26 protein-coding genes are annotated in these 26,054 nt (G+C 73.7%); 11 read left to right on the plus strand and 15 right to left on the minus strand.

Annotated elements, in window-relative coordinates; all coding sequences use genetic code 11:
- Positions 1-93: 93 nt before the first annotated feature.
- Both ACTWM8_RS22730 and ACTWM8_RS22735 read left to right on the plus strand, forming a co-directional pair.
- Positions 94-855, plus strand: a complete 762-nt coding sequence (locus ACTWM8_RS22730; protein ID WP_446210799.1) for a sulfite exporter TauE/SafE family protein — start codon at positions 94-96, stop codon at positions 853-855.
- A 159-nt stretch (positions 856-1,014) separates the two neighbouring features.
- Positions 1,015-2,625: a M28 family metallopeptidase gene (locus tag ACTWM8_RS22735; protein ID WP_446210800.1), complete on the plus strand. Its 1,611-nt coding sequence runs from the start codon at positions 1,015-1,017 to the stop codon at positions 2,623-2,625.
- A 122-nt stretch (positions 2,626-2,747) separates the two neighbouring features.
- Here ACTWM8_RS22735 and ACTWM8_RS22740 read toward each other — a convergent pair whose 3' ends face one another.
- A complete protein-coding gene (locus ACTWM8_RS22740) occupies positions 2,748-3,980 on the minus strand; it encodes an MFS transporter (protein ID WP_446210801.1) in 1,233 nt (410 codons plus the stop codon).
- 54 nt (positions 3,981-4,034) lie between these two features.
- Here ACTWM8_RS22740 and ACTWM8_RS22745 point away from each other — a divergent pair, with 54 nt between their 5' ends.
- Positions 4,035-4,511 carry a MarR family winged helix-turn-helix transcriptional regulator gene (locus ACTWM8_RS22745; RefSeq protein WP_446210802.1) on the plus strand — a complete coding sequence of 159 codons (477 nt, stop codon included), beginning with the start codon at positions 4,035-4,037 and terminating at the stop codon, positions 4,509-4,511.
- 198 nt (positions 4,512-4,709) lie between these two features.
- Here the strand turns inward: ACTWM8_RS22745 and mctP are convergent, their stop codons facing one another.
- The gene (mctP, locus tag ACTWM8_RS22750; protein WP_446210803.1) at positions 4,710-6,365 is read right to left on the minus strand and encodes a monocarboxylate uptake permease MctP; all 1,656 of its coding nucleotides are present in this window, start codon (positions 6,363-6,365) and stop codon (positions 4,710-4,712) included.
- Entirely contained in the window at positions 6,365-6,631 is a 267-nt protein-coding gene (locus tag ACTWM8_RS22755; RefSeq protein WP_446210804.1) for a DUF3311 domain-containing protein, read from the minus strand. The genes mctP and ACTWM8_RS22755 overlap by 1 nt, the downstream gene beginning before the upstream one ends.
- A gap of 204 nt (positions 6,632-6,835) precedes the next feature.
- On the opposite strand from ACTWM8_RS22755, the gene ACTWM8_RS22760 reads away from it, so the two are divergent.
- The 5 genes from ACTWM8_RS22760 to ACTWM8_RS22780 are packed head-to-tail and all read left to right on the plus strand — an operon-like array spanning position 6,836 to position 8,867.
- A complete protein-coding gene (locus ACTWM8_RS22760; RefSeq protein WP_446210805.1) occupies positions 6,836-7,138 on the plus strand; it encodes a hypothetical protein in 303 nt (100 codons plus the stop codon).
- Between the two features lie 13 nt (positions 7,139-7,151).
- A complete protein-coding gene (locus tag ACTWM8_RS22765; protein ID WP_441145514.1) occupies positions 7,152-7,886 on the plus strand; it encodes a hypothetical protein in 735 nt (244 codons plus the stop codon).
- Entirely contained in the window at positions 7,883-8,296 is a 414-nt protein-coding gene (locus ACTWM8_RS22770; protein WP_446210806.1) for a YbaB/EbfC family nucleoid-associated protein, read from the plus strand. Before ACTWM8_RS22765 ends, ACTWM8_RS22770 begins: the two co-directional genes overlap by 4 nt.
- Positions 8,296-8,667: a YbaB/EbfC family nucleoid-associated protein gene (locus ACTWM8_RS22775; protein WP_446210807.1), complete on the plus strand. Its 372-nt coding sequence runs from the start codon at positions 8,296-8,298 to the stop codon at positions 8,665-8,667. Before ACTWM8_RS22770 ends, ACTWM8_RS22775 begins: the two co-directional genes overlap by 1 nt.
- Positions 8,664-8,867, plus strand: a complete 204-nt coding sequence (locus ACTWM8_RS22780; protein ID WP_357618108.1) for a hypothetical protein — start codon at positions 8,664-8,666, stop codon at positions 8,865-8,867. The genes ACTWM8_RS22775 and ACTWM8_RS22780 overlap by 4 nt, the downstream gene beginning before the upstream one ends.
- An 8-nt stretch (positions 8,868-8,875) precedes the next feature.
- Here the strand turns inward: ACTWM8_RS22780 and ACTWM8_RS22785 are convergent, their stop codons facing one another.
- The 5 genes from ACTWM8_RS22785 to ACTWM8_RS22805 form a co-directional block, all read right to left on the minus strand.
- Positions 8,876-10,075: a bifunctional RNase H/acid phosphatase gene (locus tag ACTWM8_RS22785; protein WP_446210808.1), complete on the minus strand. Its 1,200-nt coding sequence runs from the start codon at positions 10,073-10,075 to the stop codon at positions 8,876-8,878.
- A 3-nt stretch (positions 10,076-10,078) separates the two neighbouring features.
- A complete protein-coding gene (locus ACTWM8_RS22790; protein WP_446210809.1) occupies positions 10,079-10,816 on the minus strand; it encodes a zinc ribbon domain-containing protein in 738 nt (245 codons plus the stop codon).
- Positions 10,813-11,679, minus strand: a complete 867-nt coding sequence (locus tag ACTWM8_RS22795) for a Nif3-like dinuclear metal center hexameric protein (protein WP_446210810.1) — start codon at positions 11,677-11,679, stop codon at positions 10,813-10,815. Before ACTWM8_RS22795 ends, ACTWM8_RS22790 begins: the two co-directional genes overlap by 4 nt.
- 174 nt (positions 11,680-11,853) lie before the next feature.
- The gene (locus tag ACTWM8_RS22800) at positions 11,854-12,432 is read right to left on the minus strand and encodes a flavoprotein (RefSeq protein ID WP_446210811.1); all 579 of its coding nucleotides are present in this window, start codon (positions 12,430-12,432) and stop codon (positions 11,854-11,856) included.
- Between the two features lie 16 nt (positions 12,433-12,448).
- Positions 12,449-13,675: a helix-turn-helix domain-containing protein gene (locus tag ACTWM8_RS22805; protein ID WP_446210812.1), complete on the minus strand. Its 1,227-nt coding sequence runs from the start codon at positions 13,673-13,675 to the stop codon at positions 12,449-12,451.
- Between the two features lie 251 nt (positions 13,676-13,926).
- On the opposite strand from ACTWM8_RS22805, the gene ACTWM8_RS22810 reads away from it, so the two are divergent.
- Complete coding sequence (locus ACTWM8_RS22810; RefSeq protein ID WP_446210813.1) at positions 13,927-14,598, plus strand: bifunctional DNA primase/polymerase; 672 nt, start codon at positions 13,927-13,929, stop codon at positions 14,596-14,598.
- A 53-nt stretch (positions 14,599-14,651) separates the two neighbouring features.
- Positions 14,652-14,849 carry a hypothetical protein gene (locus ACTWM8_RS22815; RefSeq protein ID WP_446210814.1) on the plus strand — a complete coding sequence of 66 codons (198 nt, stop codon included), beginning with the start codon at positions 14,652-14,654 and terminating at the stop codon, positions 14,847-14,849.
- 10 nt (positions 14,850-14,859) lie between these two features.
- Here ACTWM8_RS22815 and ACTWM8_RS22820 read toward each other — a convergent pair whose 3' ends face one another.
- Genes ACTWM8_RS22820 through ACTWM8_RS22840 form a run of 5 tightly spaced genes read right to left on the minus strand, consistent with a single transcriptional unit; the run spans position 14,860 to position 21,096 of the window.
- Positions 14,860-15,582, minus strand: coding sequence for an FAD:protein FMN transferase (locus tag ACTWM8_RS22820; RefSeq protein ID WP_179801191.1), 723 nt, complete (start codon positions 15,580-15,582; stop codon positions 14,860-14,862).
- A 49-nt stretch (positions 15,583-15,631) separates the two neighbouring features.
- Positions 15,632-16,219 carry an FMN-binding protein gene (locus ACTWM8_RS22825; protein WP_446210815.1) on the minus strand — a complete coding sequence of 196 codons (588 nt, stop codon included), beginning with the start codon at positions 16,217-16,219 and terminating at the stop codon, positions 15,632-15,634.
- Between the two features lie 13 nt (positions 16,220-16,232).
- Positions 16,233-17,654: a ferredoxin reductase family protein gene (locus ACTWM8_RS22830; RefSeq protein WP_446210816.1), complete on the minus strand. Its 1,422-nt coding sequence runs from the start codon at positions 17,652-17,654 to the stop codon at positions 16,233-16,235.
- On the minus strand, positions 17,651-19,030 hold the full coding sequence (locus ACTWM8_RS22835; protein ID WP_446210817.1) for a DUF1501 domain-containing protein: 1,380 nt from the start codon (positions 19,028-19,030) through the stop codon (positions 17,651-17,653). Before ACTWM8_RS22835 ends, ACTWM8_RS22830 begins: the two co-directional genes overlap by 4 nt.
- A gap of 8 nt (positions 19,031-19,038) precedes the next feature.
- Positions 19,039-21,096: a DUF1800 domain-containing protein gene (locus ACTWM8_RS22840; RefSeq protein ID WP_446210818.1), complete on the minus strand. Its 2,058-nt coding sequence runs from the start codon at positions 21,094-21,096 to the stop codon at positions 19,039-19,041.
- A 466-nt stretch (positions 21,097-21,562) separates the two neighbouring features.
- Here ACTWM8_RS22840 and ACTWM8_RS22845 point away from each other — a divergent pair, with 466 nt between their 5' ends.
- Positions 21,563-21,820, plus strand: a complete 258-nt coding sequence (locus tag ACTWM8_RS22845) for a DUF3040 domain-containing protein (RefSeq protein WP_179801196.1) — start codon at positions 21,563-21,565, stop codon at positions 21,818-21,820.
- Positions 21,821-21,932: 112 nt separating this feature from the next.
- Here the strand turns inward: ACTWM8_RS22845 and ACTWM8_RS22850 are convergent, their stop codons facing one another.
- Both ACTWM8_RS22850 and ACTWM8_RS22855 read right to left on the minus strand, forming a co-directional pair.
- The gene (locus ACTWM8_RS22850) at positions 21,933-22,907 is read right to left on the minus strand and encodes an SWIM zinc finger family protein (protein WP_446210819.1); all 975 of its coding nucleotides are present in this window, start codon (positions 22,905-22,907) and stop codon (positions 21,933-21,935) included.
- Positions 22,904-26,005 carry a DEAD/DEAH box helicase gene (locus tag ACTWM8_RS22855; RefSeq protein ID WP_446210820.1) on the minus strand — a complete coding sequence of 1,034 codons (3,102 nt, stop codon included), beginning with the start codon at positions 26,003-26,005 and terminating at the stop codon, positions 22,904-22,906. The genes ACTWM8_RS22850 and ACTWM8_RS22855 overlap by 4 nt, the downstream gene beginning before the upstream one ends.
- Positions 26,006-26,054 lie beyond the last annotated feature (49 nt).

Genomic DNA, 26,054 nt, shown 5'->3' on the forward strand with positions numbered 1-26,054 from the left:
GACACGCCGCAAACCGCACCCGCCGCGCGGCCCGCGCCGGGCGGGGTGGTCGGGGGCGCGGGGCGGAGCGGGGCGTACTAGCCTCGGGGCACCATGGATCTTTCCGACGCCGCGCTGCTGCTCGCCGCCGGTCTCGCCGCGGGCACGGTCAACGCGGTGGCCGGGGGCGGTTCGCTGATCACCTTCCCGGCGCTGATCGCGGTGGGCCTGCCGCCGGTGCCGGCGAACGTCACCAACTCGGTCTCGGTCTGCCCCGGTTACCTGGCCAGCGTGGCGGGCAGCCGGGCGGACCTGCCGCCGAGGCGTTCGCTCGCGACGCTGGTGCCCACCACGGTCGTCGGCACGATCCTCGGTTGCCTGCTGCTGCTGGCCACCCCGGCCCGGGCGTTCGAGGTGGTCGTACCGTTCCTGGTGCTCGGCGCGACGGCGGTGCTCGCCTTCCAGGATCCGCTGCGCGCGCTGGTCGGGCATCCGCGCGACCTGTCGCCGCGCCGCCGTACCGTCACGGTGCAGGCCATGGTCGCGCTCGGCGCCGTGTACGGCGGCTACTTCGGCGCGGCCCTCGGGGTGATGCTGGTCGCCGGCCTGGCCCTGGTGCTGGACGCGACGCTGGCCCGGGTCACCGCGATCAAGAACCTGCTCTCGGCGGTGGTCGGGCTGACCACGGTAGCGGTCTTCTCGCTCTTCGGGCCGGTGAACTGGGCGGCGGTCGCGGTGGTCGCACCGGCCACGCTGGTTGGCGGGTACGCCGGGGCCCGGCTGGTCCGCCGGCTGCCACCGGTGCTCCTCAAGATGATGATCGTGGCCTTCGGCACGGTGATCGGCCTCTACCTGCTCTGGCGGGCGCTGCGCTGACCCGTCCGAGACGGGTCGAGACACGGCCGTACGGACCCGATGATTGCCACGCATGGACCTTCCCACCCGCAATGAGCTGCATCTACATTCAAGGTTGCCGACGTACGGAGCTGACGCGTCGGTAGTCCTCGTCACCCAACCAGGGAGGTGCGGCACATCGTGGTGTCTCTCCGCAAGACGGTCGCCGGCGTTTCCATCGGCACCCTCATCGGATCGATGGCCCTCGTCGGGCCAGTCCAGGCCAATCCCAACAACAACTCCGTCAAGAAACTGACCAAGGCCGTCACGGTGGATGGCGTACTGCGCCACCTCGACGCCTTCCAGTCGATAGCCGACGCCAACGGCGACACCCGTGCGTCCGGCACGCCCGGCTACGACGCCAGTGCCGACTACGTGGCCGGGCTGCTCGAGCAGGCCGGCTACCAGGTGACCCGGCAGCCGTTCGAGTTCCCGTTCTTCGAGGAGATGGGCTCGGCGTTCGCCCAGGTCGCGCCGACGGCGACGACCTATGTCGACGGCACCGACTACGACCTGATGGAGTTTTCGGGCGCCGGCACCGCCGAGGCGCCGGTCGTCGGCGTCGACCTGGCGCTCAGCCCGCCGCGGGCCTCCTCGTCAGGCTGTGAGGCCAGCGACTTCGCCGGCATCGACGTGACCGGCAAGATCGCCCTCCTGCAACGCGGCACCTGCAGCTTCGGCGAGAAGGCGGCGAACGCCGAGGCGGCCGGAGCGGCCGGAGCGATCATCATGAACCAGGGCAACGGCACCCCGGAGGCGAACCCGGACCGGCACGAACTGTTCAGCGGCACGCTGGGCGGGCCGGTCGGCATTCCGACCGTCTCGGTGTCGTACCCGCTGGGGGCGCAGTTCGCCACCACCCCCGGCCTGATCCTCCGAATCAGCGCCGAGACCACCTCCGAGATCCGCAACACCGAGAACGTCATCGCCCAGTCCCGCGACGGCCGCACGGACAACGTGGTGATGGCCGGGTCGCACCTGGATTCCGTGCCGGAGGGCCCGGGCATCAACGACAACGGCAGCGGCAGCGCCGCGCTGCTCGAGGTCGCGTTGCAGATGGCCAAGGTCAAGCCGAACAACGCGGTGCGATTCGCCTGGTGGGGCGCGGAGGAGGCCGGCCTGCTCGGGTCGGAGTTCTACGTGGACCAGCTGTCCGAGCAACAGGTCGCCGACATCGCTCTCTACCTGAACTTCGACATGGTCGCCTCGCCCAACTACGTCTTCGGCGTCTACGACGGCGACGACTCGGCGGCCCAGGGCTCCGGCCCGGGTCCGAAGGGCTCGGCGGAGGTCGAGGACGTCTTCGAGGGGTTCTTCGCCTCTCGCGGGCTGGCCACCGTCCCGTCCGACTTCACCGGCCGCTCCGACTACGGGCCGTTCATCGCCGCCGGGATCGACATCCCGTCCGGTGGTCTGTTTACCGGTGCGGAGGGCCGCAAGTCGGCGGCCGAGGCGGCGCTGTTCGGCGGCGTGGCCGGCGCGTCGTACGACCCCTGCTACCACCAGGGGTGCGACAGCATGACGCCGGTCGCTGACGGCGCCGACGCCGCGCTGTACGCGCAGCTCGACGCCGCGTACGACCTGTACGGCAACCTGAACACCTTCGCCTTGGACGTGAACGCCGACGCCATCGCCACCGCGATCATCACGTTCGCGTACGGCACCTCGCCGGTGAACGACGAGCCGCGCGCCCCGGGCAAGTCGCACGGGGCCGGGCACAGCGCCGACGCGCACGGGCACCCCGCCATGTGACGCGACACCGCAACGCCTGCGGGCCGGGTCCCGTCTCGGGGACCCGGCCCGCTGCTGCGAGCGGAGACGCCGGACCGCCGGCGTCGCGGCGCTGCGACACCGGCGGTCCGAGTTCGGAGCGGTCAGTACGCCTCGCCGACCGGCTCCTCCGGGGCATGCTCGGCGTCCGCGGCGGCCCGGTTCCAGCGGGACCAGAGCACCCGCTCGCCGTAGCCGGCGGCCATCAGGTGCGCGAAGGCCAGGTAGACCAGCACGCCGACGGCGAGGACGCCGAAGCCGACCCAGAACGGCAGGGCCAGGCCGTGTTCGGCGAGCTTGCCCGAGATGATCGGGGCGGGCGCGGCGGCCCCCCAGCGGACCAGGTTGAACGCGCCGGTGGCGACCCGCCGGTCGGCGGAGCCGAGGCCGAGCGCGAGGTCGGTGAGGTTGGCGTTGGCCAGGCCCATGCAGAGGCCGGCGAGGACCAGCACCACCAGCGACTCGGCGGTGCTGCCGGAGGTGGCGAAGAGGACCATGCAGACCACCAGGCCGGCGATGGCGACGCCGACGGTCTGCACGGCGCCGATCCGGTGCGCGAGGCGGTGGCCGATCACCAGGATGCCGGTGGCCAGGCCGAGGCCCCAGCCGGTGAAGGCCAGCCCCAGCGGGACGATGTCCAGGCCGAGGAAGAGCGGCGTGTAGCCGAGCACCACGAAGAAGACGAAGTTGTAGGCGGCGGTGACCACGCAGAGGGTGACGAAGGCCGGCTTGCGGTAGGTGGCGAAGATCTGACCCACGCGTACGGGCGCCTGCCGGTTGCCCGGCTCGCGGAGCTTGCGGGAGGCCACGGCGAGCGCGAGCACCATGAACACGCCGCAGACGAAGAACGGCAGCCGCCAGCTGACCTGGCCGAGCAGGCCGCCGATCAGCGGGCCGACGGCGAAGCCGAGACCGAGCGCGGTCTCGAACAGGCCGACCACCCATTCCCGGTCGTTGGCGAGGTTGACCAGCACCACCATGGCGGTGGCGAAGAACATCGCGTTGCCGAGTCCCCAGACGCCGCGCAGCACCGACAGTTGGACGATGTCGTTGCTGAACGAGGCGAGGATGGCGGCCAGGCCGACGACGGAGACGCCGGTGACGAGAACCGGTTTGAAGCCGAACCTCCCGCTGGCCAGGGTGGCCGGGATCATGCCGACGGCCATCACCGCGATGTACGCGGTGAAGAGGAGTTCGACCTGCCAGGCGGTGACCCCGATGGCCTCGCCGATGGCGGGCAGGATCGGGTCGACGACGGCGATGCCGGCGATGGCGAGGAAGGCCACCAGCGTGGTGGCGTAGATGGCACTGCGGTGGGGCTCGGTACGCCGGTCCACTCCGCCTCCCAGATAGCTGTATCATACAGGTAGTTTTGTTTGTATCATACAGCTATGAGCGACGACCAGCGCACGGGAGCGGACGACCAGGCCACCCTCGGCCGGATCGAGACCGAGGTGGCCCTGCTGATGCGCCTGGGCGAGGCGACCCGCCGGGCCACCGGCACCGCCGAGCACCGGGTGCTGGACCGGGCGGCGTACGTGATCCTGCGCCACCTGGACGCGGCCGGTCCGCAGAACGTCTCCGCGCTCGCGGCGCAGCTCAACCTGGACGGCTCGACGGTCACCCGGCAGGTCTCGGCCCTGCAACGCGACGGGCTGATCACCCGCGCCCCCGACCCGGCGGACGGGCGTGGCACGGTGGTCTCCCCCACCGCGGCCGGCCTGCAACGGATGGCGGCGGTGCGGGCGGCGCGTACCCGGCTCTACGGCGACATCCTCGGCGACTGGGACACCGAGGACCGGGACACCCTGGCGCGGTTGCTGGGCCGGCTCAACGAGGCGCTGAGCGCCCGCAACCGGCGCCGCTGAGCGCCGGTGTTCCACCCGTCGCCTGGCGCCGGCGAGGACGGGCGGCGGACAGTACGGAGCTGATGACGTGAACGACTCAGCGGCCGGGCGCGGCCACCGATCCGTTCACGTCATCAGCTCCGTAGCGTTTCGGCACAGCGGCCGGCCCCGGGACCCCCGGGTGCCCACCGCAGCGGGCACCCGGGGGCGGGCCGACCTTTACGCCACCGGCTCGCGGGCCGAGTCGGCGTCGCGCTCGGTGCCCGGGGTGACCCGGGGGTCGCCCTCGTCGGCGACGTAGTCGTCCGGCGTGGTGTGGTCCACCCCGTCGGTGACCTTCGCGGCCCGCAGGACCAGGGTCAGCAGCGCGGCCACCACCAGGTTGACCAGCACCGCCACGATGCCCACGTAGATCGTCTTCTTGGTGTCGAAGCCGAACTCGGAGAGCGGGAAGGCCGAGCCGGCGAAGTGCTTCTTCCCGGTCGCCGGGTTCGCGATCTGGTAGAGCATCCACATGCCCATGCCCATGCCGGCCGCCCAGCCGGCGATCAGCGCGGTGCGGTGGAACCAGCGGGTGTAGAGGCCCAGCGCCACCGCCGGCAGCGTCTGGAGGATGATCACGCCGCCGATGAGCTGGAGGTCGATGGAGAACTGCGGGTCGAGGAAGATGATGAACGCCAGCGCGCCCACCTTGACCAGCAGCGAGGTCACCTTCGAGACCTGCGCCTCCTGTGCCGGGGAGGCGTCCCGCTTCAGGTACTCCTTGTAGATGTTGCGGGTGAACAGGTTCGCCGCCGCGATCGACATGATCGCCGCCGGTACCAGCGCGCCGATGCCGATGGCCGCGTACGCGACCCCGGCGAACCAGTTCGGGAACTGCTGGTCGAACAGGACCGGCACCACGGTGTTGCTGTCCACGCTCCCCGCCGTCGCCCCGGGCAGCGGCTTCACCCCGGCCGCGATGGCCATGAAGCCGAGCAGCGCGATCAACCCGAGCAACAGGCTGTACGCCGGCAGCGCGGACATGTTCCGCTTGATCACGTCGCGGTTCCGGCTGGCCAGCACGCCGGTGATGCTGTGCGGGTAGAGGAACAGCGCCAGCGCCGAGCCGAACGCCAGGGTGATGTACTGGAGCTGGTTGTTGGCGTTGAGCAGGATGCCGTCGCCCGGCGCCGGTGACGCCTTGAACTTCGCGTCCGCCGCGTCGAAGATCTCGCCCCAGCCGCCGAGCTTGTAGGGCAGGTACAGCACCGCCACCAGGATCACGATGTAGATCAGCGTGTCCTTGACGAACGCGATCAGCGCCGGCGCCCGCAGCCCGGACTGGTACGTGTACGCGGCCAGGATGGCGAAGGCGATGATGATCGGCAGGTGCCGGGCCAGGGTGCTCTCGCCGGTCACCCCCATCGTCTTCAACACCGCCTCGATGCCGACCAGTTGGAGCGCGATGTAGGGCATCGTGGCGACGATGCCGGTGATCGCGACCAGCAGCGCCAGCACCGGCGAGTCGAACCGGTTCCGGACGAAGTCGGCCGGGGTGACGAAGCCGTGCCGGTGCGAGACCGACCAGAGCCGGCAGAGCACCAGGAACACCAGCGGGTAGATGACGATGGTGTACGGCACGGCGAAGAAGCCCATCGCGCCCGCGCCGAACACCAACGCCGGCACCGCGACGAAGGTGTAGGCGGTGTAGAGGTCACCGCCGACCAGGAACCAGGTGATCCAGCCGCCGAAGTTGCGCCCGCCCAGCCCCCACTCGTCGAGGTGGGCCATGTCGCGCGGGGCGCGCCAGCGGGCCGCGACGAAGCCCATCGCGCTGACCAGCAGGAAGAGCACCGTGAAGACGATGATCTCGGTCAGGTGGTCACGCCACATCACCGACCACCCCGCTTCTTCGTCATCTGGTAGACCAGGGTCGTGGTGGTCACGCCGAGCAGGATGTAGGCCAGTTGCAGCCAGTAGAAGCGCGGGAAGCCGAAGAGCCGGGGCGAGTCCGCGTTGAAGAACGCCGGGATCAGCGGCACCAGGATCGGGATGAAGAGCAGCCAGTTCCAGGGACTGTGGTCCTTCGCCCTGGACGACGCCGTGGCCGCCGCGGGATCAGGTCCCGGCTCGGCCGGCGGTGTTCCGGGATCACTCATCTGCGTCTCCGAAGGGTCGTGGGTCGGTGCGATCGCGCGGAGGCTAACCACGCTGTGACTCCCGTCACGCCACTGGTCGTCGCACCCTGCGCCGAGCGGCAAGTCCGCTGCGCCGAATGACCTGCCCGGCCCTGGACGGGGCAGCCGGCCGGGCCACGCGCCGCTAGCCTGAGGCATCACGCACTGAGACGGGGGTGGTGCAGGGTGTCGCTGTACGCGACCGAGGCGATGCGGGCGTTGGGCTCCTCCTTCTCGACGTACGCCGACGACCTCGACCAGCAGACCCGCCCGACGCTGGCCGGGCTGGAGCTGCCGCAGGGGGCCTTCCCGCTCTTCGCGATGTCCGCGGCGGACGACTACGCGCAGTCCCTGGCGGCGGTGGGCGCGGTGACCACCGCGCTGCGCGACACCTTCGACGCGATCGGCACGGCGCTGCACCGGGTCGCCGGCCACTACGAGCAGTTGGAGGCCGACCAGGCGGCCGGCCTCCAGCGCAGTCACGACTGACCGGGGGGGACGGATGCCGGCGGGCTGGGACGAGGGCGGCTGGACCGACACCGACAGCGACGCGTTCGACACACTGCTGATCCGGGGGCTGGTGGTCGCCGCCACCAGCGGCCTGATCGTCGCGCTGGAGCCCTCCGGGGCCGGCATGGCGGCGGCCGCCCTGACCGGGCTGCTGGTGATGCCGAACGTCGTCGATCCTGAGCCGTGGATCAGCAACTCCGGCACGTGGGGCGAGCTGAAGAACGCGTACGACAGCATGCACGCCCAACTGCTGAGCCAGATCGAGAAGGTCGACGGGTTCTGGCAGGACTCGGCGGCCACCCAGTTCCACGCGTTCGCCACCGGCGACCTGCTGCCGGCCCTGGAGCGACTGGCGCAGACCTGCTCCCTGATGGACTCGTACTGCGCGCAGCTGGCGGCCGGCGTGATCACCACCCTCGGCGCGTTCCTGGTCGCCACGGTCAGCGCCGCCGTCGCCGCCGTGGCCGCCAACGCCGCCGGCCCGGTCTCGCCGGCCGTCAAGATCGGCATCTTCGCCTCCTGGGCGGCCTTCGCGGTCGCCGTGATCGGCCTGCTGGCCGGCTTCGTGATGACGGTCTGGCTCTCCGCCAAGACCCTCGGCGACGCCAACGACGAGCTGGCCAACAAGTTCGCCGACCGGAGCGGGCGGATCGACACGGCGAGCATCCGGCTGCCCGAGTCCCTGAAGATCGTCATCGGCGATCCGGCCGAGTGGGTGCAGCGGTGAACGCGGACGCGGAGGCCATCGCGGCGGCGGCGGACGAGGCGCGCCGCCAGGGCTACACCGACCCCTCGCTGCGCGCCGTCCGGGAGCGGGTGGACGGCCTCGCCGCCCGGATCGCCGCGCTGCCGGAGGAGAGCGTCGAGGCCAGTGACGCCACCGGCACGGTGACCGCCCGGGTGACCGGCGACGGCGAGGTGGCCGAGGTCTACCTCAGCCCGCAGGCCGTCCGGGACCTCGACGCCGACCAGCTCGGGGCCGCCTGCCTGGAGGCGGTACGCCAGGCCCAGACCCGGCTGTCGACCACCCTCACCGACCGGATCCGGGAGATCACCGGCAACGACGGCGTCGACCAGCCGCCCGCACCCCGGCAGGCGCTCGACGAGTTCCTCCGTGGCACCGGGGCGGTGGGCTGATGCAACGACCGGACCTGAGCGCCCTGGCCCGGCAGATGACCTCGGCGATGACCGCCGCGGTCGAGTTCGCCGAGGGGGCCGCGCACCGGCGGCACGTCGTCTCCTCGCCCGACGGCGAGGTCACCGTGGAGATGTCCGGGGCGCGGGAGCTGCTGGACATCCGCATCGACCCCCGGGCCCGCCGTACCGTCGACAACCTGACCCTCGGCGAGCTGGTCACCGAGACGATCCGGGCGGCCGGCCGGCAGGTGGACGAGGCCCGCCAGGAGCTGCTCGATTCGCTGCGGGTCGGCGACCACGCCATCGGTGACGTACTGCGCGACCCCCTGCGGCTGGTGTCGCGGCTGACCGAAGGGACGCCCCGCCCGTGACCCGGCCGCCCCGCTCGCCACGCCGCAACGCGGCGATCCTCGGCTACCTGCTCGTCGTCGCCACCATCGGCCTGGGCTTCCTCGCCCTCCAGCCGGGGCTGCCGGGCCTGGTCCGGCTCGCCGTGGGCCTGATGTGGCTGGCGGTCGCGCTGCCGTGCCTCTACCTCATCCGCTGGCTGCTGCGCTCCGGTCGCGGCTGAGCCGTCGGTCAGCGCGCGGCGAGGTGGGCGGTGTCGTTGACGCTGCGTACCGCCACGCCGCCGTCGGGCCACATGTCCAGCACCGAGATGCCGGCCGCGTCCAGGTAGAGCCGGTGCAGGAAGGCGTCGCCGGCCGCCAGGGCGTCGCGCAACGCCAGCTTGATCGGCGAGACGTGCGAGACGACCACCACGGTCTCCCCGGGGTACGCCTCGCGCAGCGCCGCCACCGCCCGGTCGACCCGCTCGGCGACGGCGGTGAACGACTCCCCGCCGGGCGGCGCGATCCGCGTCGAGGCGAGCCAGGCGTCCAGCTCCCCCGGCCACCCCTCGCGTACCTCGGCGAAGGTTTTGCCGTCCCAGTCGCCGAAGTCGCACTCGATCCAGTCGTCCTGCGGGCGTACCGGGATGCCGCCGAGCGCCCCGGCGATCGCCTCGGCGGTCGCCGTACACCGGGACAGCGGTGAGCTGAGCACGGCCGCGACGGACGGGGCCAGCTCGGCCACCCGCGCGGCCGTGGCCCGGGCCTGGGCCCGGCCCTGGTCGGAGAGCGGGACGTCGGCGCGGCCGGCGTAGCGGTGCTGCACGGTCCACTCGGTCTCGCCGTGGCGGACCAGGATCAGCCGGGTGGCGGTGAAGCTGGGCCGCGGCTCCCAGGAGGGCCTGGTGGTCGCCGGATCGGTGCCGGCGGTACGGGTGGTGGCGCGGGCGGCGACCTCGCGGGCTTGCGCACGGGCCGCCGAGTCCGCGGCGGCCACCTCACGCGGCTCGGCGGCGGCGGCGCGCTTCGGCGGCTTGCCGGCGGCGGCGTCCATCGCCGCGTTGGCCAACGCGTCGGCGTGCCGGTTGCGCTCCCGGGGGATCCAGCTGAACCGGACCGACTCGAAACGGTCGACCAGCGCGGCGGCCTGCGCGGCGAGCGGGCGCAGCCCCGGGTGCTTGATCTGCCAGCGGCCGCACATCTGCTCGACGACCAGCTTGGAGTCCATCCGCGCCTCGACCTCGGCCGCGCCCAGCTCGGCGGCGGCCTCCAGCCCGGCGATCAGCCCCCGGTACTCGGCGACGTTGTTGGTGGAGACCCCGATCGCCTCGGAGCGCTCCAGCAGCACCTCCCCGGAGTCCGGGTCCCGGACCACCGCGCCGTAGCCGGCCGGGCCGGGATTGCCCCGGGACCCGCCGTCGGCCTCGACGACGACCGCGCGCACCGCCACCGGCTACAGACCCGACTCGTTGGAGCGGACCATGATCCGTCGGCACTCCTCGCAGCGGACCACGTCGTCCGGGGCCGCCTTGCGGATCCGGGACAGGTCGGCGCCGGAGAGCTCCAGCCGGCAGCCGCCGCAGCGCCCGGCGGTGAGCAGCGCCGCGCCCAGGCCGGTGTCCTCGCGAACCTTGTCGTAGAGGGTGACCAGATCGGCCGGGAGGTCGCCGGCGAGCGGCTTGCGGGCCGCCTTCTTGAACTCCTCCTCCTTGGCGATCTCGGCCAGCGTGTCGTCCCGACGCTGCTCGGCCGCCGCCCGGCGCTCGCGCGCCTCGGCCATCCGGGCCTCGATGCCGTCGAGCACGCCCTGCGCGGTCTCCCGCTGCTCCATCAGCTCCAGCTCGGCGTCCTCCAGATCGCCCTGCCGCCGGTTGAGCGAGACCAGCTCGTGCTGGAGCGCCTCCAGCTCGCGGGCCGGGCCGGAGCCGGCAGCCAGCCGCGCCTCGTCCTTGCTCTTGCGGGCGCGGACCTGGTCGATGTCCTTCTCCAGCCGGGCGATGTCCCGGTCCAGGTCGTCCACGGCGACCTGGGCGCGGACCCGCTCGTCCTCCAGCGCGGACAGCTCACGGGCCAGCCCCTCCAGCTCGGCCCGCTCGGGCAGGGTGCGCCGGCGGTGCGCCAGCTGGGCGAGGGAGGTGTCGATGGCCTGCAGATCGAGCAGGCGGCGCTGGACCTGGGATTCAGCCTTCACGGTCGGGGCTCCTTGTCGTCCAGTACGGGCGCGGCGGCGTGCACGGTCCAGGGGTCGGTGTCCAGGTCGGACACCACGGTCTCGACGCCGAGGTCGTCCCGCAGGTGGGCGGCCAGGTCGTCCAACCAGGGTCGTTCGGTCGCCCAGTGGGCGGCGTCGAGCAGGGCGGGCCCACCCGCGGCGAGGTGCTCGCCCGCCGGGTGGTGCCGCAGGTCGGCGGTGAGGAAGGCGTCCACCCCGGCGGCGGTCGCCTCGGCCAGGAAGACGTCGCCGGCGCCGCCGCTGACGGCGAGGGTACGCACGATACGCCCGGGATCGCCCGCGGCGCGAACTCCCCAGGCGGTGGCGGGCAGCACGGCGGCGGCGTGCCGGGTCAGCTCGGCCAGGGTCAGCGGGGCGGGCAGCTCGCCGATCCGGCCGGTGCCCCGGCCCGGGCCGTCGGCCGGGGAGCCGGGCGACGGGCGGTGCAGCGGGCGCAGCCCGGTCAGCCCGAACCGGGCGGCCAGCGCGTCGGAGACGCCCGGGGCCGCCACGTCGGCGTTGGTGTGCGCGACGTACAGGGCGACGCCGGCCCGGATCAGGTCGTGCACGATCCGCCCCTTGTACGTGGTCGGGGCGACCGAGGAGACGCCGCGCAGCAGCAGCGGATGGTGGGCGACGATCATGTCGGCCCCGGCGGCGCGCGACTCGGCGACCGTCTCGGGCACCACGTCGACCACGCAGGCGACCCGGCGCACGGCGGCGGTGGGCTCACCGAGCACCAGGCCGACCCGGTCCCACTCCTCGGCCCAGGAGGGCGGATACCGGCGCTCCAGGACCGCCACCACGTCGGCGACGGTCGGTGGGGCTGCGGTTGTGCTCACGGCCGGTCAGCTTACCGGCGCGGACGGGCGGCCACGGCCTCGCCCGCCGCCCGTGTCCCCCGGCACAGCCCGGGTGATCGACTCCAGGTCGGCGATGTGGCGGGGTGCGCGGTGGTCGGAAACCGCCATGTCGCCGACACGGTGTGGATCAGCCCAGCCATGCGGCCGGGACCGTCAGGCGGCCGAGGTGAGGCGGGACCGGTCGGGCAGTGCCGCCACCGCCGCCTCCCACGGGAAGGCCTGGAGGTGCCGCTCCCCCGTGCCCGGCGCGTGCAGGGGGAAGACGTGGTCGCCGAAGAGCACCGTGGTGCCCCACTCGCGCAGCCGGGCCAGGCCGGCCCGGAAGGCCGGGTGGGCGGCCATCGCGGCGTTGGTGAACGGCACCGCCACCACGGGCAGCCCCATGCCCTGCCCCTCCACCAGCAGGCCGAGGGCGAGGGTGTCGGTGATCCCCGCCGCCCACTTGTTGACCGTGTTGACCGTGGCCGGGCAGACGATCATGGCGTCGGCCGGGGGCAGCAGGTCAGGGTCGCCGGCGTTCTTGTAGTGGGTGCGTACCGGGTGGCCGGTCTGCCGGGCCAGCGCGGCCCGGTCGACGAACTTCGCCCCGTCGGGCGTGGTCACCAGGCAGACCTCCCAGCCGTCCTGCTGGGCCAGGTCGACCAGGCGACCGACGTGCCGGGCCAGCGGCGAACCGCAGGCGATGACGTAGAGCACCTCGCGGCGCTCGCTGGTCGGGTGCGGGCCACTCATTCGGCCGGCACCGTGTTCATACTCCGACTCCCATGTGCTCAGCCAACTCCGCTATCGGCGGAGGCGGCGCACCACGTGTGCGACGCAGCACGTCCGACATCACCTCGTGGGCGATCGGCCGGCAGCGGATCTCCGAGGGCGCGAGCCGGTCGCCGCGCAGCAGCATCTCGCCGGCGTTGGCCACGTCGCCGATCTGGGCGAAGCCCCGGGCGATGTCGAGCAGGTGGTGCGCCCGGCGTTCGGGCAGCAGCGCGTTGAACGCGGGCTCCGGCAGGCGCTGGTGGATCTCCACCGCCCGGCCGCCGTCGCCCAGCTCGACCGCGGCGGCGGCGCGGTGCAGCTCCAGGTTGGTCGGGCCGAACGAGGTCCAGTAGTGGTTCTGGTCGCTGCCGAGCAGGGTGGCCGCCTCGTGGGCGCCGTTGAGCAGGTCGTCGACGGTGGCGGAGTCGCCGATCCGGGCGGCCGCCATCGCGCCCTGGAGCAGCAGCATGCCGTAGACGGAGAGCCGGTCCGGGGAAGCGTCGTTGCTCCCGCCCGGGGCGAGCCGGTTGGCGATGGTGACGTTCAGCTCCAACGCGGGCCGGGCCCGGCCCATGGCGACCAGCGCGTTGCAGACCCGGGTGGTGGCGACGCCGGCCAGCAGCTGGTCGTCGGCCCGCTGGGCGACCGCCATCGACCGGTCGGCGGCCAGCCAGGCCAGCTCGCACTCACCCAGCTTGCGCAGCACCGAGGAGGCGATCTGGTAGACCTGCCCGAGCAGATGGGCCGCTTCGCACGCCTGGTCGCCGCGGCAGCCCGCGTCGGCCGCCTGGGCGTCGCGCAGCAGCTTCGGCAGCGCCCGGGTCAGCATCCCGTAGCGGCCGTACTGGTAGGTGAGCCAGGCGTGGTTGACAGCCTTGCGCATGTCGGCCAGCGGCGGCGGGTACGGGGCGGCGTCGAAGTAGGCGCTCATCGAGTCGTACCGCTCCAGGGCGGCCCGGATCTCCTGCACCTCGATCTGGTCGATGCAGTTGAGCGCGTCGGTACGCCGCTCCGGGTCCTTGCCGAGCAGCAGCTGCACGTCGACCTGGAGGATGTCGGCGATCTCGTAGAGGACGGAGAACTTGTCGAGCCGGCGTACCCCGCGCTCGACCTTGTCGACCCAGCTCTTGGACTTGCCCAGTCGGTCGGCGAAGACCTGTTGCGACATCTTCCGCCGGCCTCGCCAGTAGGCGACCCGCCGGCCTATCGGCAGCTCGTCCATCCTCTTGCTCCTCCCCCTCGTCGCCCGTCCGGTGGATCTCCGGACGGCCCCCCCGCGGGTACGGCGCTCCGTCCGTCTCAGGTTTTCGCTGGTCGCACAGGTTGTACGTCGGCCATACGGCCAGTCCTCGTAGCTTTCGTGCAAGTTGCACGGGGCCGTTCGACAGCTCAACGATCGTGGGTTACGGCAGTGACGGTGCTCGACACGTTGCCTGACGGGGTGTCCGGTAGGGCGAGGGGAGATCACGGATTATGTGGGGGAACGTCGGACCTCGGGTCGCCCAGCTGTCGCCGATCGAGCGGGTTCGGCTGCGCCGGATCGCCGTCCGGTACGCCATGCACGGCTGGGAGGTCACCCCGGGCGCCTGCCTGGCGCGCAGCCGCTTCGTCTGCGGTCGGGCCGGCTGCCCCACCGTCGGCTGCCACCCCGCCCTCGAGGACTGGGAGTACGCGGCCAGCGCCGACCCGGCCCGGGTGGCCACCTGGTGGCGCAGCCGGCCGCACGCGGTGCTGCTGCCCACCGGGCGGTCCTTCGACGTGCTGGAGGTGCCGGCCCACCTCGGTCGGCGGGTACTCGACACGCTCCCGACCCACCCGGCCGGCCCCGCGGTCCGGGGTCCGGTGCTGGTGACCCCGACCGGCCGCTGGATGTTCCTCGTCCGCCCCGGCGACCCGCTGCGGCCGGAGCTGGAGCACTGCTTCCACGTGGTGCGCCACGGGCCCGGCTCGTGGATCGCGGCGCCGCCGACCCGGCTGCCGGAGGGTCCGGTGCGCTGGGCGGTCGCCCCGGAACAGGCGCGCTGGCAGCTACCCGACTCGTACCTGTTGCAGAACACCCTGGCCGACGCGCTGCGGGCCACCGGGGTGACGCTCCCCCCGGAGCTGCTCCCCGGCCACCTCCCGCTCCCCCGACGGGGTCACTGACCCGCGAATCGGTGACCGGCAGCGTCCCCGCCGGTGCCGGGGTCGTTGAACCGGTGACGGCGCGGACGCGCCGGGAGCAGGGGTACGTGATGGCCAGGGACGACGCGACGTGGCCCGCCGGCGGCGCCGAGCCGCCGCCGCACCACCGGCGGCGGCACCGCCGGTCGGGCACCCGCCCGGGCGGCTCCCGGCCGGAGCGCGCCCGCCCCGCCGGCTCCCGTCCGGCCGGCAGCCCCCGCCCGGCCCGCTGACCGGGGCCGGTCAGTCGGTCAGCGGGAGGCGGGTGGAGTGCAGCAGGCGGCCGTCGTCGGTGACGACCGCGTGCAGGTGGTCGGGGAGGCGGTCCAACCAGCCGATGCCGGCCTCGCCCATGGCCACCGCCGCGGTGGCGTACGCGTCGGCGACGCCCAGGTCCGCGCCGACCACGGTGACCGAGCGCAGGCCCCGGGCCGGCTCGCCCCGGCGCGGGTCCCGCACGTGCTGGCCCCGGTGCTGCACGCCCGAGGTGGCGACGGCCAGGTCGCTGCCGGCGAGGACCAGACAGGTGGCCATCGGGTTCCACGGGTGGGCGATGCCGATCCGCCACGGCTCCCGGGTCGGTGACAGTCCCCGGACCACCACGTCACCCCCGGCGTTGAGGCAGTGGTTGGCCGCCCCGGCGGCGACCAGCCGGTCCGAGGCGACCTGCGCCGACCAGCCCTTGACGTACCCGGACGGGTCGAGCCGCCCGGTGGCGTACGCGTCGAAGTAGCCGTCGGTGGCGGCCCACAGGTCGGCGCAGCGCTCCAGCACCGCCCGCAGGTCCGCCGACGCGTCGGCCAGCCGCAGCTCGCCCCGGTCCAGCCGGCACACCTCGCTGTCGTCGCGGTAGGTGCTGAACCGGGCGTCGACCTCGCGCAGCCAGCCGAAGGTCTCCTCGGCGAGGTCGTGCAGGGTCGTGGCGGGCAGGTCGTCGGCCAGGTCGAGGCTGATCGCCGTACCCATGACGTGCTCGACCCGGCGCAGACCGGGACGGGCCGGCGAGACCGGCACCTCAGCCGGCCCGGTCGATCGCCGCCTGGAGCGACTGCTGGTACGCGTCGCTGGTGGCGGTGGCGTCGCTGACGGTGTTCAGGTCGGCGGTCTGCTGCTGCACCACCTCGCCGCTGGTGCCGCTGTAGGTGCGCTGCACGTCGTCGCTGCGCTGGCCCGACTGTCCGCTCTGCGGCAGGCCGATCCCGGTGGCGTTGACGATCCTGCCGCCGGAGAGGGTGATCTGCACCGACAGGGAGCCGTATTCGTAGTTGACGGTCGGGCCGCTCACCGTGCGCAGCGCCGGCTTCGGTGCGGCGGTGGTGGTCCGCGGCGCGGCGGGAGCCCGGGTGCCGGTGGTGGACCGCGCGGCCGGGGTGCGGGGCGCGCCGGAGGTGGGGCGCGCCGCCGGGGCGCGTCCGGAGGCGGAGGGGCGCGGCGCCGGGCGGACCCCGCCCGCCGCGCCCGGGTCGCCGGCCGCGGGGGCGACGGACGCCTGGTCGGCCGGGAGGTCCTGGGCGACCTGGTTGGCGCCCGGAGAGCCCTTGAGCACCACCAGCGCGCTGGTGCTGGCGGCCAGACCGGTGATCGCGAGGATCGCGCGACGCATGTCGGGTGCCTTTCTACAGCTCGAACGTGGCGAGGTGGATCTGCCGGCGGGGCACGCCGGCGGCGCGCAGCACCCGCACCGACTCCTCGACCAGCCCGGACGGGCCGCAGAGGTAGACGTCGCGGCGGGCCACGTCGGGCACCAGCCGGCGCAGCCCCTCCGGGTTCATCACCTGGCGGGGGCCGGCGTCGTCCCGGGAGCCGATGACGTACCAGACGGAGACCTGGCGGGCCTGGGCGAGCCAGTCCAGCTCGTGGTGCAGCAGCACGTCGGCGGGGGTGCGGGCGCGGTAGATCAGCGCCGCGCCGGGCGGCAGTTCCTCCAGCATCGCCCGCAGCGGGGCGATGCCGCTGCCGCCGGCGATCAGCAGGGCCCGCTCCCGGGTGCGGTGCGCGGCGGTGAAGGTGCCGGACGGCCCCTCCGCCCAGACCCGGGTGCCCGGGTCAAGGTCGCGCAGGTCGGCGGTGTGCGCGCCGACCACCTTGACGGTCAGCCGCAGCCAGCGGCCGTTGGCGGCGGCGGAGAGCGAGAACGGGTGCGACTGCCACCAGCAGCCGCGGGTGAGGAACCGCCAGCGGAAGTACTGCCCGCCGAGCATGTCGATCTGGTTGAGCCGCGCGCCGGTCAGGTAGATCGAGATGGTGTCCGGGGTCTCGGCGACCACGTCGGCCACCTGGAGCCGGTGGCGCAGGTTGAAGCGCAGCGGGGCGACCAGCCGCCCCCAGACCAGGGCGGCGACCACCAGCAGGTAGGCGGCGATCCAGCCGGTGCGCACCGGCCCGGGCTGGAAGAGCTGGGCGCCGTTGCTGAACTGGTGGCCGAAGCCCAGCAGCAGGGCCGCGTAGCTGGTCAGGTGCAGGTGGTACCAGAGCTCGTAGGGCAGCAGGGTGCGGATCGCCCGGACGCCGGTGAGGCCGACCAGCACCATGATGCCGGCGGCGGCGAACGCGGAGAGCATGTCCTCGTAGTCGCGCAGCAACACGCCCACCTCGCCCACCACCGACTGCTCGTCGGCCTCGGCGTAGGCCACCAGCAGCAGCGACATGTGGGCGAGCACCGCGACGAGCAGGGTGGCGCCGACGTCCCGGTGCAGCCGGGAGATCCGCTCGCCGCCGAGCGAGCGTTCCAGCACGCCGAGGCGGCTCATCATCAGCACCTGCACCAGCAGCAGGTAGCCGGCGACCAGGCCGGTGATCCGCCCGGCGGCGGTGAGCACGTCGCCGGTGTCGGCCAGCGCGCCGGCCGGGGTGTCCAGCCACCAGGGCAGCACGCCGGCCACCAGGCCGAGCCAGAACAGCGCGGACACCGCCCGTCGGCCGCCGGGCCCGCGCCGGGGCAGCGCCGGTGTCGGGGGTACGGGGGCGGCCGAACGGCCGCCGTGCCGGGACGAGTTCCCGGTACGGCGGCCGCCGGCGTACGTCTCCTGGTACGTCACGCGTACAGCTTCATGGGGGTGTACTTCTGCCTCGGGAAGATCTTGTCCACCTCGGCGTTGGTCAGGCCGAACCGCCCCTGCGCCACGCTTCCGTAGACGTTGAACATGTTGTTGTACTCAGGTACGTCGCCACTGTCCAGATCGTTCAACCCGTTCCAGGTGCCGAGCAGCGAGCCGGCGAGCTTGCGGCCGGAGAGCAGGGTGACCACGCCGCCGTGGCCGTGGTCGGTGCCGCCGCTGTTGGAGGCGACCCGGCGGCCGAACTCGCTGGACACCATGATGGTGACGTCGGCGGCCCGGTCACCGAGATCGGTGAAGAACGCGGCCATCGCCGTGGCCAGCTCGTTGAGCCGCCGGTGCAGCTGGCCGCCGTCGCGGGTGCCCTGGTTCTCGTGGGTGTCGTAGCCGCCCATGCCGACGGTGGCCACCCGGACGTTCGCCCCGCCCTTGATCAGCTGGGCGAGCTGCTGGAACGCGGACCCGACGCCCTCGTATTTCACCCCGGCCGCCGGCTGGTACGGCTTGGCCGCCAGCCGCTGCGCCGTGGCCAGCGCGCCCATGCCGTCGAGCACCGCCTCCTGGACGGGATGGTTGATCCCGGTGAACAGGCCCCGGATCGCCTTCTCGGTGGCCGCCCGGTACTTCTCGTCGCCGTTGAGCCGCAGCGAGCCGACGTTGTTGATCGACAGCGCGCCGTTGGTGCCCACCAGCGACCGGGGCAGCGTGCTGCCGATGCCGACGCTGCGGAACGCGGTGCCCTTGCCCAGCGCGTCGACCAGGCTGTCCAGCCAGCCCCGGCCGCCGGTCTCGTTGGGCAGGCCGCCCAGGTTGCAGGCGTCGGCGGCCTGGAAGTGGCTGCGGGACAGCCGTTCGTCGGAGACCGCCGGGATGAAGCCGAGCTGGCCGGCCTTGAGCCACTGCTCCAGCGGCTGGAACGCGCTGGTCAGCTTGAAGCCGCGGCCCAGGGCCAGCGAGTCGTTGCCGAGCAGCAGGTCGGGCCGGGCCTTGGCCAGCACCGGGTCGTTGTCCGGAGCGACCAGGCTGAGCCCGTCCAGCCCGCCGTAGAGGAAGACGTGGATCAGGGTGCCGGTCTTCGTCGCCGCGAACGACGCCGAGGTGGTGACGAACTGCGCGGTGGCCAGCGCGGTGGCGGTGGCGGCGGCGCCGGCGACGAAGGTCCGCCGGGTCACCCCCCGCCCGTCCTGCTGGGCCTCCTCCAGGTCCTCCAGCCGGCGGTAGCGGTCGGCCTCGGCGGCGCTCTCGGCGGCGACGATGTCGGCCTCGGCGCGCAGCAGCGCCTCGGCCGGGTCGTCGGCCAGCCGCCGCAGGTCGGGGCATTCGGGGTGCAGGGGGAACGAGTGCACTGTCTTCTCCATCGGGTGCCTCACCGGAGGTGGTGCTGGGGGGAAGCGAGGATCGCCCGCGCGACGGCGGTGACGGCCCCGTTGAACGTCGCGTCGACCTTGGCGCCGGCCGGCACGCCGGCGACACCGAGGATCAGCGCCTTCTCCTTGGCGCTCAGCTTCTGGTGCACCAGCCGCTGGGCGAGCGCGTCCACGTACGCCCCGGCGGTCGCCGGCGGCTTCGCCACCAGGTTCTCCGCGCTGGTGTAGGTGAACTCGGTGCGGTAGCCGTTGAGCAGGTCGGCGGCCTCGTTCCAGCCGTTGACCATGGTGCCGGCCGAGGTCCAGGCGACGTAGACGTCCGGGTAGCCGTCCGGCGTGGGCTGGCCCATCGGGTACTGGCCGAGCTCGCGCAGCTTGTCGTGGACCTGGCGCAGCCCCCGGGCGAACGCCGGGCGCCCGCCGTCCTGCTTGAAGCCCCGCGACGCCTCCGGCCGGACGTTGAGGGTCCGGTAGGTGGCGATCAGGTACTCCATCGGCCGGCGCACCTTCTGCCCCACCGCCGCCCAGAACTCGGAGGAGCTGAGGAGCGTCATCAGCAGCGGCTTCACCATGCCCTTGTTGACCGTGTACGTCTTGGCCAGCCGGTCCACCAGGGACTTCGGCGGGGTGTCCGAGACGAACCGGGTGGCGAGGCTGCGCGCCACGTACTGGGCGGTCGACGGGTGCAGGGCGATGTAACGGATGTACGAGTCGATGACCGCGTCGGCCTTCTTCGGGTCCGCCGAGGCGTTCGCGTGGCTGAAGCCGAGAATCTTGACCTTGCCGAGGTAGTGCTGGTCGGCGCGGAAGACGTACCTGCCGTCCTGGACACCGCGGCCGGTCTGGAGCATGGCCGCCTGCCGGACGTCCTTCTCGGTGTAGCCGCCGTCGACGCCGACCGAGTACAGCTCGAGGTTCTCGCGGGCGAGGTTCTCGTTGATGGCGTCCTTGCGGGAGTCGTTCTGGCTCAGGTAGAGCAGCAGCGCGGGGTGCTTGTTCGCGGCGACCAGCATGTCCGGGTAGCTGCCCAGCGCGTTCGGCCGTACGACGTCCCGGTCGAACGAGTTGCGGTAGACCTCGCCGCCGTCGAAGTCGGCGGCGACGTGCAGGAAGTCGTTCCAGAAGTCGACCATCACCTCGAAGAGCTGCCGCTCGGACCAGATCTGGCGGGCGATGGTGGCGTCCACCATCTCCTTCTCCGGCTGCACGCCCGTGTCGTTGAGCTGGTCGCGCTGCTCGCGCAGCTGGACCGGGCTCAGCCTGAGGCTGGGCAGCTCGGCCAGCTTCAGCTCGGCCGGGCTCGGCGCGATCTTCTCCGGGTCGAGCTGCCAGCGGATCCAGCCGTCGATGCCCAGCCGGCGGATGTCGGCGAGCGTCCTGGGCGAGGCGCCGAAGGTGGCCCGGCTGGCGAGGTGTCGTACCGGATCCTTGGCCAGCACCGTCTTCACCGTCACCGGGGTCTCCGCCGCGGCGGCGGCCGGGCCGGAGAAGGTCCGCCCGCCGGCGGGGGCGTTCCTCTTCAGCGCGGCCCCGGCCCGGGAGCCCATGTAGCTCTCGTTCTGCTCGGTGTAGGTGCGCACCGTGCTCGCCTGCTGCCCGCTGGGACGGGCGGCGGTGCCGTCGGTGACGGTGGTGCCGGTGGCGTCGCCCGCCACCGCGTCGTCGCCGCCGAAGAGGCCGCGCACCGACGAGTTCATCGCGAGGGCGGCGCCGCCGGCGACCACGGCGGCGGTGCCGCCGATCGCGGCCAGGGCGCGCCGCCGGCCGACCCGGCCGCCGGGCTCGTCGCCGTCGTCCAGTTGGGGCAGTCCGGTGCCGGCCGGCTGGTGGAACGACTGCCGACCCAGGCCCTCCGGGCCGACCCACTGCGGGCCGCGGGGGGCCGGCTGGGTGGCGTACCCGGCGTGCGGCTGGCCGGGGTCGACCTGGCCCTGGTACTGCACCGCGTACGGCGTCGAGCGGTGGACGTTGCGGTATTCGTCCGGGGTGGGGTGTTGTCCAGCAGTCCAGCCGCGGTCTTCCCACGGTCCGCGCGGTGGCACATTCTGGTCGGCCATGCACCAATCCCGATTTCTTCAAGGCGCCGACACGCTGCGACCGGAGCGGGGCGGAGGGTGCGGCGACTGTTGCCTGAGGGGGTTGCTACGGGAAGGTAACCAAGGGGTGGGGGGCCTTCAAGGCGCTCACCAGCGGCTCCCGACGGCACTTAAGACACCGCTCAGCGGGCCCTCCGGCGGCCCGGTTTCCCCCCTGCCGGGCACCGGCGTCCGGAGCAGGGGCGACTCGGCCCCTGAGGACCGGGACGTAACGTTTCCGGACCACGCGACGCTTTTAGCGCCGTTCACGGGCACAGCGAAACTTAAGGAAGGGATAAGCCCGCGCTGAGCCGTTCCTGACCCGCGTCCGGTACCCGCGTCCCGCCACCCCGCCGGCGGCGCAAAGTGGCAGCAGCGCAAGGGCGTGAGCCGCCGCAACAGCGGGTAAGCCGCCGAACCGCTGAAGCCGTGAGGGGAAGGCATCGCCATGCTCAGCAAAGAGGATCAGCGCAGATTCGAACAGATCACCCGGCAGCTCCGGGAGAGCGACCCGAAGTTCTTCGCGAGACTCGACCATCGGGCGCGAGCCCGACGCGGGCGCTGGCTGATGATCCTGACGATCGTGCTCTGGGCGTCACTGCCGGCAATGACGGTACTGGCCGGACGCATGGCCGGGGCGATCTGCGCCGTCGTACTGGCGGCCAACGCCGCCCTGATGTGGCGCTTCCGCCGCCGCTGGCTATGACCCGTCGGCCACCACGGCCCGGCACCGGCGCCCCGTCGCCCGGTTCGAGATCGTGGACGGTCGGCGTCCACTGCGGACGGCGACTGTCCACGATCCGCCGCGGCCGGCGGGGTCAGGACCGGCCGAAGGTCCGGTACGCCCGGCGCAGCCGCTCCAGCAGACCCGGGCCGCCGATGGCGGGCGCGGGCGCGCCGAGCTGCCGCAGCAGCAGCTCGGGGCCGGTCGCCAGGGTGGGCGGCCGGTCCGGCAGCGGCACCGGCGGCAGCCAGAACCGGTCCACCGCCTCGTCCAGCGGGATCGCGGGCAGTGCGGCGAGCACCCGCGCCGCCCCGGCGGCCGGGACCGGTTGCACGCCGGCCGCCGAACCGGCGATGACCCCGGCCGTCGCGCCGGTGTCCGAACCGGACCGTTCCGGCGTACCGGCGGGGTCGGTCGCGCCGGCGCGCAGGGCACGCAGCCGGTCCAGCAGCTCGGCCCGGCCACGGCCGCGCCAGTGCAGCAGCTGGAACGGGTCCGCGTCGAACGCCTCGGCGAGCAGGTAGAAGGTCGCCGCCAGGTGCTTGCAGGGCACCGCGAAGTCGGGACAGCTGCACCGCTGGGTCAGCTCCGCCACCCCGCTCGGGAAGAGCGGGGCGCCGGCGTCGGCGAACACCTCCTCCAGCTCCGCCGGGAGGTCACCGGCGAGCAGCCGGGCACTGAAGAACGCCTGCGCGGCGAGGTCCCGCTCGACCCGCTCCCAGAGCGCCGCCGGGAACACCGGCAGCTCGATACCGACCCGGTACGGCTCGGCCCGGGAGCCCTGCACGGTGGCCTCGACCCGACCGGGCGTCACGTCGAGCCGCAGCACCTGGCCCTTGCGGGCGTACGACCGGCCACGGGTCAGCCGGGTGCCGAGGGCGAACGACTCCAGCACCTCCAGGAAGCGCCGCGACCACCAGGAGACCCCGATCGCGCCCCGGGTGCTGCGCGCCTTCAGCCCGCCGTCGACCCGCCGGGGCCGGCCGAAGTCGGCGAACCGGCCGGCCGCGCCCGCGTCGCCGTCGGGCGCCGGGTCGCCGGGCGGTGGCGTGCGGTCGGGGCCGGTCACTCGACCACCGCCCCGGCCTCCAGCGCGAACAGCTCGCGCAGCTGGGCGGTGGACAGCTCGGTGACCCACTGCTCGCCGCTGCCCACCACCGAGGCGGCCAGGCTGCGCTTGTCGGCAATCATCGCGGCCACCTTCTCCTCCACCGTGCCGGCGCAGACGAACTTGCGTACCTGGACCCGGCGACGCTGGCCGATCCGGAACGCCCGGTCGGTGGCCTGGTCCTCCACCGCCGGGTTCCACCACCGGTCGACGTGGACGACGTGGTTGGCGGCGGTGAGGGTCAGCCCGGTGCCGCCGGCCTTGAGCGACAGCACGAAGATCGCCGGGCCGTCCGGCGACTGGAACCGGGTGACCATGGCGTCCCGGTCCGCCTTGCCGACCCCGCCGTACAGGAAGAGCACCTCGCGGCCGAACCGGGCCGACAGGTGCCCGCGCAGCATCCCGCCGAACTCGGCGTACTGGGTGAAGAGCAGGGCCTTCTCCCCCGCCGCGAGCACCTCGTCGAGGATCTCCTCCAGCCGTTCCAGCTTGCCGGAGCGCCCGGGCAGCGCCGAGCCGTCGCGCAGCAGCTGCGCCGGGTGGTTGCAGACCTGCTTGAGTCGGGTCATGGTGGCCAGCACCAGGCCGCGGCGCTCCATCCCGTCGCTGGACTCGATCTTCGCCAGCATGTCGTCCACGATGGCCCGGTAGAGCGACGCCTGCTCGGCGGTGAGGTTGCAGAGCACCTCCATCTCCAGCTTCTCCGGCAGGTCGGAGATGATCGAGGAGTCGGTCTTGAGCCGGCGCAGCACGAACGGGCCGGTCATCCGGCGCAGCCGGGCGGCGACCTCGGCGTCCCCGTGCCGCTCGATCGGCACCGCGTACGCCTTCTTGAAGCTGGCGGCCGGGCCGAGCAGCCCGGGGTTGGCGAACTGCATGATCGACCAGAGGTCGGCCAGCCGGTTCTCCACCGGCGTACCGGTGACCGCGACCCGGTGCCGCGCGGGCAGCGACCGGACGGCCTCGGCCTGCCGGGTCGAGGCGTTCTTGATCGCCTGCGCCTCGTCCACCACCACCCGGTGCCAGCCGATCGAGGCGAGCGCGACGGCGTCCCGGGCCGCCACCGAGTAGGTGGTCACCACCAGGTCGGCGGCGTGCACGGCCTCGGTGAACTCCGCGCCGCGCGCCCGGTCCGCGCCGTGGTGCACGTGCACGCGCAGCCCGGGGGTGAACTTCGCCGCCTCCCGCTGCCAGTTGCCGACCAGCGACATCGGACAGACCAGCAGGGTCGGCCCGGCCGCCGGCGGGTCCCCGGCGAGCAGGGCCAGCAGCTGCACCGTCTTGCCCAGTCCCATGTCGTCGGCGAGCACCCCGCCGAGCCCGAGCGACTGGAGGAAGGCCAGCCAGGCCAGCCCCCGCCGCTGGTACGGACGCAGGGTGCCCTTGAAGCCCGGCGGCGGGTCGAGCGGGGTGAGCCGCCGTTCGGCCTCCCCGGCGAGCAGGTCGCCCAGCGGCCCGTCGGCGGTCACCTCCAGCACCGGCAGCGCCTCGGGCCGGTCGGCCCCGGACAGGCCGAGCCGGAGCAGGTCGGCGACGGTCAGCTCGCCGGAGGACCGCAGCAGCCGCAGCCCGGCGGCCAGCCGCTTCGGGTCCAGCTCCACCCACCGGCCGCGTAGCCGCACCAGCGGGGTCTTCAGCGCGGCCAGCGCGGCCAGCTCGTCGGCGTCGAGCGTCTCGTCGCCGAGCGCCACCTCCCACCGGTAGTCGACCAGGGCGTCCAGCCCGAGCCCGCCGCCGGCGCCGGCGACGGTGCCCGGGGCGGTACGCCCCCGGGCCTGCAACCGGGCGCCGAGTCGCGTCGACGGCCGCTGCCACCAGCCGGGCAGCAGCACCCCGAAGCCGGCGGCGTGCAGCACCGGTGCGCCGTCGCGCAGGAACAGGTGCGCGCCCTCGGCGTCCAGCTCCAGCTCCTCCGGCGCCGGGGTGCGCAGCGCGGCGTCCAGCGCGGGCCAGAGCCGGCCGGCCCGACCCAGCTCGGCCAGGAGGGTCTCCTGCGGGTCGTCCCGCCGGCCGGCGAGCGCGGGTACGGTCTCCGGCGCGCGCCAGACCTGGGCGGCGTCGACGTGCAGGCTCGGCTCGTCGGCGGCCTGGAGGCCGAACTCGACCCGCCAGCGGCCGGCGGGCCGGACCACCGTGGCCGGGTCGGCCGGCACCACCACCAGCGGTTCGACGATCTCGTCGGCCGGCGGCTCGACCAGCCGGAAGCTGGCCCGTACCGCCCCGCCGGCGGCGTCGCGCTGCCAGTTGTCCAGCTCGGCGCGGAGGGTGGCCAGCGCGGCGCGGTCGGCGGTGAACTCCCGGTCCGGCCCGGACAGCGCGGTCAGCCAGCCGGCGACCACCCCGTCGCGGCGCCCGCCCCGGGCCAGGTCGGTCTCGGCCAGCGCCGCCCGGGCGGCGGCGTCGGTCAGCGCGTCCAACGCGTCGGCGACCAGCGCGCCCGGCCCCGGATCGGCCGGCCCGGCACCGCCCGACGCGGCGGACCGGGCGGCCGGGGGCAGGGCCAGCGCGAGCGAGCGGGCCCAACCGGCGTCGGTGCCGGTGAGCAGTGGCCGCCAGCGCGCCCCGGCCACCGCCATCGCGCCGCCCTCGTCCGGGGCGGGCTCAGCCAGCCCGGGCAGCAGCCGCCCGCGGGACACCAGGTCGACCGCGAACTCGGCCAGCTCGGCGAGGTGGCGCAGGGTGGCGCCCGGCACGGCGGCGGCCGCGTTGAGGCCGCGCAGCAGGGTCAGCGCCTCGGCCGGGGCGAACGTCAGGACGGGCACCCGCCACCCGGCCAGGGTGACCGGGCCGCGGACCGGTTCGGCGACGGCGGTCCGCACTAGCTCGGGCGAGTCCAGCGGGGATCCCGCCCGGGTGGGCAGGGTGAGCCGCAGCGAGCCGGCCTCGGCCGGGACGTCGCCCAGCGCGGCGGCGAGCGTGGCGTGGTCGGCGGCGAACGGGTGGGCGCGCTCGCGCGGGGCCCGGCCGGGCCGGCGCGGCGCCCGGGCCGGCGCGGCGCTGTCCTCCGCCCAGACGGCGAGACCGACGTCGACCAGCCACAACCCGTGGATGACCAACAAAGCTCCCCCTCGTCGACGCCCGGCCCAAGGATAGGCGGCGGCCACCGGC

This window comes from Micromonospora sp. IBSANI012 (assembly GCF_052814045.1).